This is a genomic window from Streptomyces murinus, from assembly GCF_002154555.1.
Taxonomy (GTDB): Bacteria; Actinomycetota; Actinomycetes; order Streptomycetales; family Streptomycetaceae; genus Streptomyces; species Streptomyces murinus.
In genome coordinates, this window is record NZ_MUNF01000232.1 from 1 (window position 1) to 10,754 (window position 10,754).

Annotated in this window: 10 protein-coding genes; 4 read left to right on the plus strand and 6 right to left on the minus strand. The window is 72.9% G+C overall.

The window, feature by feature from the left end; all coding sequences use genetic code 11:
* Both CCN72_RS15630 and CCN72_RS15635 read right to left on the minus strand, forming a co-directional pair.
* Positions 1 to 597: ATP-binding protein (locus CCN72_RS15630; protein WP_107430109.1), on the minus strand; the 597-nt coding region annotated here is incomplete at its 3' end.
* 359 nt (positions 598 to 956) lie between these two features.
* Positions 957 to 1,343 carry an STAS domain-containing protein gene (locus CCN72_RS15635; protein ID WP_086808041.1) on the minus strand — a complete coding sequence of 129 codons (387 nt, stop codon included), beginning with the start codon at positions 1,341 to 1,343 and terminating at the stop codon, positions 957 to 959.
* 247 nt (positions 1,344 to 1,590) lie between these two features.
* Between CCN72_RS15635 and CCN72_RS15640 the strand changes: the two genes are divergently transcribed.
* Positions 1,591 to 2,487: an RNA polymerase sigma factor SigF gene (locus CCN72_RS15640; protein ID WP_085565070.1), complete on the plus strand. Its 897-nt coding sequence runs from the start codon at positions 1,591 to 1,593 to the stop codon at positions 2,485 to 2,487.
* 97 nt (positions 2,488 to 2,584) lie between these two features.
* Here CCN72_RS15640 and hutI read toward each other — a convergent pair whose 3' ends face one another.
* From hutI to hutU, 4 genes are all read right to left on the minus strand, one after another.
* Complete coding sequence (gene hutI, locus CCN72_RS15645) at positions 2,585 to 3,760, minus strand: imidazolonepropionase (protein WP_086808035.1); 1,176 nt, start codon at positions 3,758 to 3,760, stop codon at positions 2,585 to 2,587.
* Positions 3,761 to 3,798: 38 nt separating this feature from the next.
* Positions 3,799 to 5,133 (minus strand): formimidoylglutamate deiminase, encoded by a 1,335-nt coding sequence (locus CCN72_RS15650; RefSeq protein ID WP_086808036.1) that lies wholly within the window; start codon positions 5,131 to 5,133, stop codon positions 3,799 to 3,801.
* Positions 5,130 to 6,329, minus strand: coding sequence for an allantoate amidohydrolase (locus CCN72_RS15655; RefSeq protein WP_161219530.1), 1,200 nt, complete (start codon positions 6,327 to 6,329; stop codon positions 5,130 to 5,132). Before CCN72_RS15655 ends, CCN72_RS15650 begins: the two co-directional genes overlap by 4 nt.
* Positions 6,330 to 6,436: 107 nt before the next feature.
* Positions 6,437 to 8,101, minus strand: coding sequence for a urocanate hydratase (gene hutU / locus CCN72_RS15660; RefSeq protein WP_086808038.1), 1,665 nt, complete (start codon positions 8,099 to 8,101; stop codon positions 6,437 to 6,439).
* 138 nt (positions 8,102 to 8,239) lie between these two features.
* On the opposite strand from hutU, the gene CCN72_RS15665 reads away from it, so the two are divergent.
* From CCN72_RS15665 to CCN72_RS15675, 3 genes are all read left to right on the plus strand, one after another.
* Positions 8,240 to 9,613: a type III PLP-dependent enzyme domain-containing protein gene (locus CCN72_RS15665; protein WP_244174244.1), complete on the plus strand. Its 1,374-nt coding sequence runs from the start codon at positions 8,240 to 8,242 to the stop codon at positions 9,611 to 9,613.
* 180 nt (positions 9,614 to 9,793) lie between these two features.
* Positions 9,794 to 10,177: a hypothetical protein gene (locus CCN72_RS15670; protein ID WP_086808040.1), complete on the plus strand. Its 384-nt coding sequence runs from the start codon at positions 9,794 to 9,796 to the stop codon at positions 10,175 to 10,177.
* A partial coding sequence (locus tag CCN72_RS15675; RefSeq protein ID WP_086808042.1) for a hypothetical protein occupies positions 10,174 to 10,754 on the plus strand: 581 nt, incomplete at its 3' end. The genes CCN72_RS15670 and CCN72_RS15675, both read left to right, overlap by 4 nt.

A 10,754-nucleotide genomic window follows, 5' to 3' on the forward strand; every position in this document is an offset into this window, starting at 1 on the left:
TGGGGCGTGGTGCGCGCCCAGTTCCGCCCACACCGTCTTGCCGGGGCGGCCCTGGGCGCGCACCACGCCCCAGTCCAGGCACAGGCGCTGGACGATGAACATGCCGTGGCCGCCGGGGCGGCCCGCGCGATGGGGGGTGCGGGGGGCCGGCTGGCCGGTGCCGCGGTCGGTGACCTCCAGGCGGATCACCTTGTTGTCACAGGCGAGGGCGAGCTCGTCGGGGCCCTCGGCGTGCAGGCAGGCGTTGGTGACCAGTTCGGAGACGACGAGCAGCACGTCCTCCGCGGCGGCCCGCTGGTCCGCGCCCGCGGCGGGCAGCCAGCCCCAGTCGTACAGCGCCTGCCGGGTGAAGTCGCGGGCGAGCGGGACGACACCACTGGCCCCTTCGAGACCGAGTCTGCGGACCTGCCGGCCCCGCGGCGTCTCCACCGCGCCCGCGTCCGTCCGGGACGGTGGCGCGGACGAGGCGGCCGCGCCCGTCGCGGACGCCATGGCAGCGCCGGCCGGCGCGTCCTCCTGCGAGGACCCGGACACCCCGGAAGCGCCGCTGGGCTCGTGGCCGCGGTCGCCCGGCGGGTAGGGCCGGGTGGTGCTCATCAGCGCTTCACCTCACCGAATCACCAGTTCACGATGGAAAAGTCCGGTACTCCCCGGCACCGGTCGGTCCGTCCGTCGTCGGCGCCGCAGCCCCGCCGTACGTCCCGTCATCCGCACATCAGCCCCCGTCCGCCCGTCGCGTGACGCCTCGCACTCCTGTTCGCGGTCGTCCCGTCCGGGCAGGTTCCTGCCCGTTCGAGCCTGTCGCACACCCACGGGTACGTCACACCCGGAGCGCGGCGACGCCGCCTTGGTGGTGGATGGCCGTCAGCATCTCTCCTGCCCGACCCGGGCGCCGGAACACCCCCGTATTCCGTGGGACACAGGGGTACCGCACCCGGCCGCGCGTGATCGCGGGCTCAGTCGGTGCCGTCACCCTCCCCGGCCAGGGCGTCCGCAACGGAGCCATGGACGGTGAAGACCGCCTCGACCCCGGTGATCTCGAACACGCGAGCGACTACGGGCTGCATTGCCGCCAGATGGACACCGCCGCCGGCGGCCTCCGCCTTCAAGCGGGCTCCGAGCAGGACGTTCAGCCCCGTGGAGTCGCAGAACTCCAGGCGCGAGCAGTCCACCACGAGCCGCGAGAATCCCTTGCCAAGGAGGTCGTCGAGGGGTTCGCGCAGCAGATCGGCGGTGTGGTGGTCAAGCTCACCCGCCGGTGTGACAACCGCGCTGGCGCCCTCTTCACGCACCTCCACCAGAAGCCGGCCCGACTGTGCGCTGCCGACCATCCCGTGGTCCATGCCGTCTCTCTCCCGAGGTCGTGGCTTGCTGATGCCCTCGAACATTACGCCTTCCTGGCGCAGTCCGGCACCCGAACAACCTCACATAATCGGACATACTCCAACAGAACGCACTTGCGATCGCTCAGGCAAAGCCGATAGGGCTAGTAAGGACACGTACTTCTACACGCCGGCTTTGGAGGCGCCGCACTCCGTAGTGCACCTGATGGCTTCGGCAGCCGTATGCCGAGAACGATGGAGGACACCCATGTCACCCCGGCTCGACGCCTCGTCTACCCCGACCGCGACGTCGACACCCCCACCGGTACAACTGGATCATCCCATCGATCTCCATGACCCCTTCGAGGGACTCCCGGAGATCCCCCCGTACGACGAGGTCGGCCCCGTCGACGCACGGGCCCTGTCCAAGACCCTCTTCGGGCGCCTCGAAGCGCTGGAGGAAGGGACGCACGAATACGCGTACGTCCGCAACACCCTCGTCGAGCTGAACCTCGCGCTCGTCAAGTTCGCCGCCTCCCGCTTCCGCTCCCGCAGTGAGCCGATGGAGGACATCATCCAGGTCGGCACCATCGGCCTGATCAAGGCGATCGACCGTTTCGAGCTCTCACGCGGTGTCGAGTTCCCCACTTTCGCGATGCCGACCATCATCGGCGAGATCAAGCGCTTCTTCCGTGACACCTCGTGGTCCGTGCGCGTACCGCGCCGGCTCCAGGAGCTGCGTCTGGACCTGGCGAAGGCCGGGGACGAGCTGGCCCAGCAGCTGGACCGCGCGCCGACCGTCACGGAGCTGGCCGAGCGCCTGGGCATCTCGAACGACGAGGTCGTCGAGGGCATGGCCGCCTCGAACGCGTACACCGCCTCGTCGCTGGACGCCCAGCCCGAGGAGGACGAGACCGAGGGCGCGCTCGCGGACCGCATCGGGTACGAGGACCACGGGATCGAGGGCATCGAGTACATCGAGTCGCTCAAGCCCCTGATCGCCGGGCTGCCCCAGCGCGACCGGAAGATCCTCTCGCTGCGGTTCGTGGCCAACATGACCCAGTCGGAGATCGGCGAGGAGCTGGGCATCTCCCAGATGCACGTGTCCCGCCTCCTGTCCCGCACGCTGGTACGGCTGCGCAAGGGACTGACCGTGGAGGAGTGACGTCCGGGGCACCCGTCCTCACTCCGGAATCGGATACGCCGAAGCGGCCCGGACTCCCCGTCCGGGCCGCTTCGGCGTGTCGTCGTGCGTCCGGGGCTCACACCACCTGTACGCCGCTCCGCCACACCCCGCTGACCAGGGGCACGCCCGGGCGGTAGGCGAGGTGGACGTGGCTGGGGGCGTCGAGGAGGGTCAGATCGGCGCGGGCGCCGGGGGTGAGGCGGCCGATGTCGGTGCGGCGCAGGGCCGCGGCGCCGCCCGCCGTGGCGGACCAGACCGCCTCGTCGGGGGTCATGCCCATGTCGCGGACGGCCAGGGCGATGCAGAAGGGCACGGAGGAGGTGAACGACGAGCCCGGGTTGCAGTCCGTGGACAGGGCCACGGTGACCCCCGCGTCCAGCAGCCGGCGGGCGTCGGGCCACTCGGCGCGGGTGGAGAACTCGGCGCCGGGCAGCAGCGTGGCGACCGTGTCGCCGCTCGCCAGGGCGTCGACGTCCGCGTCCGCGAGGTGGGTGCAGTGGTCGGCGCTGGCCGCGTCCAGCTCCACGGCCAGCTGGACGCCGGGGCCGTAGGAGAGCTGGTTGGCGTGGATGCGCGGGTGCAGGCCCTTCGCCTTGCCCGCGGTGAGGATCGCGCGGGCCTGGTCGCCGTCGAAGGCGCCCTTCTCGCAGAACACGTCGATCCAGCGGGCGTGCGGCGCGCAGGCGTCCAGCATCTCGCCGGTGACCAGGGCGACGTAGGCCGCCGGGTCGTCGGCGTAGTCCGGGGAGACGATGTGCGCGCCGAGGTACGTCACCTCGTCGGTGTGCTCGGCCGCGATGCGCAGGGCGCGGGCCTCGTCCTCGACGGTCAGGCCGTAGCCCGACTTGGTCTCGAAGGTGGTGGTGCCCTGGCGCAGCGCCTCGGCCAGGTAGTGGGTCAGGTTGGCCGCCAGTTCCGCGTCGCTCGCGGCGCGGGTGGCGGCGACGGTGGTGCGGATGCCGCCCGCCGAGTAGGCGCGGCCGGACATCCGGGCGTTGAACTCCTGGGTGCGGTCGCCCGCGAAGACCAGGTGGGAGTGGGAGTCCACGAACCCCGGCAGCACCGCACGGCCGCCCGCGTCGACCCGATTGTCAGTGGCGGGTGCTTTGCTTGATTCACCGGTCCACGTGACGCGGTCGCCCTCGATGACGACGGCCGCGTCCTGGATCAGACCGAGGGGGGAGTTGTCACCGAGGGAGGGATCGTTGGTGACCAGTGCGGCGATGTTGGTGATGACGGTGCTGCTGCTCATGGTGTCGTCCTCGTGGGGGGCGATGGGGGTCGGCGCGGTCAGCGCAGGGCTTCGACGGCGTCCGCCAGCGCGCGGGGCACATCCGGTACGAGCGTGTGCGCGCCGTCGCGTACGACCTGCCGGCCGCCTACGACCGTATGCCGTACATCGGCCGCGCCCGCCGCGAATACGGCCGTCTCGGCGCCCAGCCGGGGCTCGGGGCCCGCGGTCCTGACCGAGTCCAGGGCGATCGTCGTCAGGTCGGCGAGCGCGCCCGGTTCGATGCGGCCGGCCTCGTCCCAGCCGAGGGCGGCGTGCCCGTCGGCGGTGGCGGCCCGCAGCAGGGCGGCGGCCGTCCAGTGGCCCCGGGTGCGGGTGCGCAGCCGCTCGTTCAGCTCCATGGCCCGCGCCTCTTCGAGCAGGTCGATGACGGCGTGGCTGTCGGAGCCGAGGGAGAGCGGGGAGCCCGCCCGCTGGAGGGCGACGGCGGGGCCGATGCCGTCGGCGAGGTCCCGTTCGGTGGTCGGGCACATACAGGTGCCGGTGCGCGAGCCGCCGAGCAGGGCGATGTCCTCGTCGGTGAGGTGGGTGCTGTGCACTCCGGTGGTGCGTGGTCCGAGGACGCCGTGGTCGGCGAGCAGCCGGGTGGGGGTGCGGCCGTGCGCGGCGAGGCAGGCGTCGTTCTCGGCGGTCTGCTCCGAGAGGTGGACGTGCAGCGGGGCCCGCCGTTCCTCGGCGAAGCGGGCCACGGTCGCCAACTGGTCGGCGGGCACGGCCCGTACGGAGTGGATCGCCGCCCCGATCCGTGCGTGATCCCGTTCCTTGAGAACTGCACAGCGTTCGGCCCAGGCCTCCGCGCTGCCGTCGGAGAAGCGGAGCTGGTGGGCGTTGGGCGCCTGGTCGAAACCGGCCGCGAGATAGCAGGTGTCCAGGAGGGTGATCCGGATGCCGGCCTCGGCGGCGGCCGCGATCAGCGCCTCGCCCATGGCGTTGGGGTCGGCGTAGGGGGTGCCGCCGTGGGCGTGGTGCACATAGTGGAACTCGCCGACGCAGGTGATGCCGGCCAGCGCCATCTCGGCGTACACCGCGCGGGCGAGCGCGTGGTAGGTGTCCGGGGTCAGCCGGTCGGCGACGGAGTACATCACCTCGCGCCAGGTCCAGAAGGTCCCGCTGCCGACCTGGACGGTGCCGCGCAGTGCCCGGTGGAAGGCGTGGCTGTGCGCGTTCGCCAGTCCGGGCAGGGTGAGGCCGCGCAGCGCCTCGGCGCCGGGCGGCGGGGCGGGCACCTCGGTGCGCACGGCACCGATCCGCCCGTCCGCGGTCTCGACCAGCACCCCCGGCTCGACACGGTCGCCGAGCCAGGCATGCTCCAGCCAGTACGTCGCCCTGGTCAACAGGCCAGCCCTTCCAGTACGTCGGCGAGCGCGCCCACCCCGGCCACGCAGTCGTCCTCGGCGGCGGACTCGGCCGGGGAGTGCGAGACACCGGTGGGGTTGCGCACGAACAGCATGGCGGTGGGGATGCTCCCCGAGAGGATCCCGGCGTCGTGTCCAGCGCCGGTGCCGAGGACGGGCACCGTGAGTCCGGTGTCCCGGCCCAGGATGCGGCCGAGTTCGTCGCGCAGCGCGTGGTCGAACTCCACGACGGGCGTGAAGGACTCCCGTACGACGTCCAGGTCCACGCCGTGCGCGTCCGCGTACTCCCGGGCCGCCTTCTCGATGCCGCCGACCACCGTGTCCAGGGTCTCCTGGTCGGCGGCGCGGGAGTCGAGCCAGCCGCGCACCCGCGAGGGGATCGCGTTGACACCGTTGGGGTCCACCGCGATCTTCCCGAAGGTGGCCACGGCACCGGCGAGTTCGGCCTCGCGGCGGGCGGCGAGCACGGTCTCGGCGTAGGACAGCATCGGGTCGTGGCGGTCGGCAAGGCGGGTGGTGCCGGCGTGGTTGGCCTCGCCCCGGAAGTCGAACCGCCAGCGGCCGTGCGGCCAGATGGCGCTGGCGATGCCCACCCGGTCGCCGGACAGGTCCAACGCGCGGCCCTGTTCGACGTGCAGTTCGACGAAGGCGCCGATCCTGGCCAGCCGCTCGGGGTCGGGCCCGATGGCCTCCGGGTCGTATCCGGCGGCCGCCATGGCGCGGGGCAGGCTGACGCCGTCCCCGTCGGTGAGCCGGTGCGCGTCCGCGACGGTCAGCGCGCCCGAGGTCAGCCGGGACCCGACACAGGCGAGGCCGAACCGGGCGCCCTCCTCGTCGCCGAAGTTGACGATGGCGAGGGGCTTGGTGAACCGGGCCCCCCTGCGCAGCAGTTCGTCGAGCGCGGCGAAGGAGGACACCACCCCGAGGGGCCCGTCGAAGGCCCCTCCGTCCGGCACCGAGTCCAGGTGCGAGCCGGTGACCACGGCGTCCCCGGCGGCGGGGTCGCCGAGCCAGGCCCACTGGTTGCCGTTGCGGTCGACCTCGTAGGCGAGCCCGCGGCCCTCGGCCTGCTCCTTGAACCAGGCCCGGCATTCGGCGTCGGGCCCGGTCCAGGCGTAGCGCCGGTATCCACCGGAGCCGGCGTCCCGGCCGACGGGCAGCAGCTCCCGCCACATCTCATGGAAGGAGGAGCCGCTCCGGGCGGTGCGGGCGGCCGAGCCTGCGGTCGGCGACGAACCCTGCACCCCCACCAAAGGGCTGCCGTCTTCGCCAAAACCCAGTGTCACGCCTCGTCACCCTCACGCATCGGCACCCGGACCCCTCGCTCCGCGGCGACGGACTCCGCGATGTCGTACCCGGCGTCCACGTGCCGGATGACGCCCATGCCCGGGTCGTTGGTGAGCACCCGGCGGATCTTCTCGCCGCCGAGCTTGGTGCCGTCGGCGACGGTGACCTGTCCGGCGTGGATGGAGCGGCCCATGCCCACGCCGCCGCCGTGGTGGATGGAGACCCAGGACGCGCCGGAGGCCACGTTGACCATGGCGTTCAGCAGCGGCCAGTCGGCGATCGCGTCGGAGCCGTCGAGCATGGCCTCGGTCTCGCGGTACGGCGAGGCGACGGAGCCGCAGTCGAGGTGGTCGCGGCCGATGGCGAGCGGCGCGGCCAGCTCACCGGAGGCCACCATGTCGTTGAAGCGCTCGCCTGCCTTGTCCCGCTCGCCGTAGCCGAGCCAGCAGATCCGCGCGGGCAGGCCCTGGAAGTGCACCCGCTCGCCGGCCATCTTGATCCAGCGCGCGAGGGACTCGTTCTCGGGGAAGAGTTCGAGGAGCGCCCGGTCGGTCTTGGCGATGTCCGCCGGGTCGCCGGAGAGCGCGGCCCAGCGGAAGGGGCCCTTGCCCTCGCAGAACAGCGGCCGGATGTAGGCGGGCACGAAGCCGGGGAAGGCGAACGCGCGGTCGTACCCGGCGAGCTGGGCCTCGCCGCGGATGGAGTTGCCGTAGTCGAAGACCTCGGCGCCGGCGTCCATGAAGCCGACCATGGCCTCGACGTGCGTGGCCATGGACTCGCGCGCCCGCGTGGTGAACCCGGCCGGGTCCTTCGCGGCGGCGTCGGCCATGTCCTCGAAGGCGACGCCGACCGGCAGGTAGGCCAGCGGGTCGTGGGCGGAGGTCTGGTCGGTGACGATGTCGATGGGGGCGTTCATCGCGAGCAGCTGCGGCACCAGCTCGGCCGCGTTGCCGAGGACGCCGATGGACAGCGGGCGGCGGGCGTCGCGGGCCTCGGTCGCGAGCTGGAGGGCGTGGTCGATGTTGTCGGCCTTGACGTCCAGGTAGCGGTGCTCGATGCGGCGGTCGATGGCGCGCGGGTCGCAGTCGATGCAGATGGCGACGCCGTCGTTCATGGTGACGGCGAGCGGCTGGGCGCCGCCCATGCCGCCGAGGCCCGCGGTGAGGGTGATGGTCCCGGCGAGGGTGCCGTTGAACTTCTTCGCGGCGACGGCGGCGAAGGTCTCGTAGGTGCCCTGGAGGATGCCCTGGGTGCCGATGTAGATCCAGGACCCGGCGGTCATCTGGCCGTACATGGTCAGGCCGAGGGCCTCCAGGCGGCGGAACTCCTCCCAGTTGGCCCAGTCGCCGACCAGGTTGGAGTTGGCGATGAGGACACGCGGCGCCCACTCGTGGGTCTGCATGACGCCGACCGGGCGGCCGGACTGGACCAGCATGGTCTCGTCCTGCTTGAGGGTGCGCAGGGTGCGCACCATCGCGTCGAAGGAGCGCCAGTCACGGGCGGCCTTGCCGGTGCCGCCGTAGACGACGAGCTTGTCGGGGTGCTCGGCCACCTCGGGGTCGAGGTTGTTCTGGAGCATGCGCAGGGCGGCCTCCTGCTGCCAGCCCAGGGCGCTGAGTTCCGTGCCGCGCGGTGCTCGTACGGGGCGGGGTCCCGACATCGTCTGCCTCCTGCTGTTGCTGCGTCTATTCACATCCTGGCTGCATGAATAGAACTAGTCAATACATCGGGGCGGCCCCGTCCGCGCGTCCTGGGTGTTTGGCTGGAAGCAGCTGACGTCCGACAGGAGGGAATCGCGGTGGACCACGAGGTCGAGGCCGGGGCACGGGAGCGGTCCTGGCGCCGGGACGAGGCGGTGCGCGCGGCCGTGGAACAGGGCCTGCTGGGCCCGGACGCGGCGGTGGTGGGACTGCTCGACGCGAGGGGCATCCGGGAGTCGGCGGCGGCGCTGCGGACGGCGTTCGAGGCGGTCCTCGCGCCCGGCACCCCGGTGCTGCACGCGTTCGCGGTGAAGGCGTCCCCGCTGGTGCCGGTGCTGCGGCTGCTGCACGAGGAGGGCATCGGCGCCGAGGTGGCGAGCCCGGGCGAGCTGGCGCTGGCGCGCGCGGCCGGCGTACCGGCGGCGCACACCGTGCTGGACTCGCCCGCCAAGACCCCGGCGGAGCTGCGCGAGGCGCTGGCGCTGGGCATCGCCGTGAACGCCGACAATCCGCAGGAGCTGGACCGCCTGGACGCCCTGGTGCGGTCCGCGCCGACCCGGTCCCCGCTGGGCATCCGGGTCAATCCGCAGATCGGCGGCGGCAGCATCGGGGCGACCTCGACGGCGACCAAGACCTCGAAGTTCGGGGTGGCGCTGCGCGACGAGGGGGCGCGCGAGTGGGTCGTAGAGGCGTACGCGGAGCGGCCGTGGCTGACCCGGCTGCACGCGCACACCGGCTCGCAGGGCATTCCGCTGGAGCTGCTGGCGCGGGGCGTGGCGGAGACGTACGCGCTGGCGGAGGAGATCAACGCGCGGGTCGGGCGGCGGCAGATCGACACGCTCGACATCGGCGGCGGCCTGCCGGTGAACTTCGCGGGCGAGGCGACGGCGCCGACGTACGCGCGGTACGCGCGGCTGCTGGCCGAGCAGGTGCCGGGGCTGTGCGCGGGGCGGTACGGACTGGTGACCGAGTTCGGGCGGTCGCTGCTGGCCAAGCACGGCACGGTGGTGGCGCGGGTGGAGTACGCCAAGCGCTCGGGCGGGCGGCGGATCGCGGTGACGCACGCGGGCGTGCAGGTGGCGACGCGGACGGTGTACGCGCCGGGGGCGTGGCCGCTGCGGATCGCCGCGTACGACGCGAAGGGGCGGCCGAAGCCGGGGCCCGAGGTGGTGCAGGACGTGGCGGGGCCGGCCTGCTTCTCGGGCGACCTGCTGGCCGAGGGGCGCGCGCTGCCCCCGCTGGAGCAGGGGGACTACGCGGCGGCGCTGGACACCGGCGCGTACTACTTCGCGCACCACTACGCCTACAACTCCCTGGCCCGGCCCGGGATCTACGGCTTCGCGCCGGACGGCGCGGGAGGCGTGGCCTTCGCCACCGTACGGGAGCCGCAGACGATCGCGGAGGTGGTGGCGGAGTCCGGGGGCGCGCACGCTTCGGCGCTCACCACCCTGCGTGCGCCCGGGAGCCGTTGACGCGCCCCCGCTTCACTCGAACAAATGGATCAACTCCGGTGACACACACGTCAGTTGCCCAACTCTAGTACGCCGGACGCATGTTCCACTGGAAAATGCCAAACGGCTCACCCCTCCCCCACACGTTGCGTAGTGTCGGGGTCACTCATCCGGAGTCCCAGGCGGGAGGGGAGCCACGCGGTGCCCGGAATCGACGAGTGCCTGCTGGAAGCGATGCGATTGCCCGGTGCCCGGGGTGCCGCGCTGGTGGACTGGACGAGCGGACTCGCGCTCGGCACGGTCGGGGAGGCGCCCGGCGGCGACCATGAGACGGCCGCCGCCGAGGCCGCCGAGCTGGCCCGACTGGCCGCGGAGCACGGCACGTTCACGGCGCGGCGGGCGGACCGGCCACCGGTGGAGGACGTGATCGTCAGCAACGCGGACAGCTACCACCTGCTGCGCTTCATCGACACCTCCTTCGACAGCAGCGTGTTCCTGCATCTGTGGCTGGGGCGCGAGGAGGGCAATCTCGCGCTCGCCCGGATCCGGCTCGGCGAGATGGCCGCCCGCCTGGTGCTGGGATGACCATGGTCCGTACGCCGCCGCCGCTGCCGGTGCGGGACAAGGCCGCCGCCCGCGCGCTGTCCCCGATGCTGAACCGGCTGGCCGAGGAGCGGGCCACCGGTGTCCTGGTCCGCGAGCACGGCAGCCTGCACCTCGCCGAGGGCCGGGTGGTGCACGCCGAGAGCCCCCTCGCCCCGGGTCTCGACGTGCTCCTCACAGCCCACGGCACCCTGGCGACCGCCGCCTGGCAGCGGGCCGCCGCCGCGGCCGAGGGCCCGTTACGGGCGGCCGAACTCCTGCTGGAGTCCGGCCTGTTACCCGCCGGCGCGCTGGAACTGTGCCATCTGGACGCGCTGTACGACGCCGGGTACTTCGCCCTGGCACCGAGCAGTACCCCGGGCCGGTTCCACTACGACGGCGCGCCCCGCACCGGCCCGCTGCCCTCGGTCCCGGTGGTCGCGCTGGAACGCGAGACCCTGCGCCGCCGGCTGCAACTGCACCGGCTGTGGCCGGACCCGGCCGCGGACACCGCGCCCCTGATCCGCGCGGACCCCCTCCTCCCGGACCCCGGGCCCGCACCCTCCGCACCGGCAAGACC

What these genes read in the sequence shown, in the direction of transcription:
- CCN72_RS15635 (WP_086808041.1), bottom strand. Translation starts at nt 1,343, where the DNA reads ATGGACCACGGGATGGTCGGCAGCGCACAGTCGGGCCGGCTTCTGGTG.
- CCN72_RS15640 (WP_085565070.1), top strand. Translation starts at nt 1,591, where the DNA reads ATGTCACCCCGGCTCGACGCCTCGTCTACCCCGACCGCGACGTCGACA.
- hutI (WP_086808035.1), bottom strand. Translation starts at nt 3,760, where the DNA reads ATGAGCAGCAGCACCGTCATCACCAACATCGCCGCACTGGTCACCAAC.
- CCN72_RS15655 (WP_161219530.1), bottom strand. Translation starts at nt 6,329, where the DNA reads ATGTGGCGGGAGCTGCTGCCCGTCGGCCGGGACGCCGGCTCCGGTGGA.
- hutU (WP_086808038.1), bottom strand. Translation starts at nt 8,101, where the DNA reads ATGTCGGGACCCCGCCCCGTACGAGCACCGCGCGGCACGGAACTCAGC.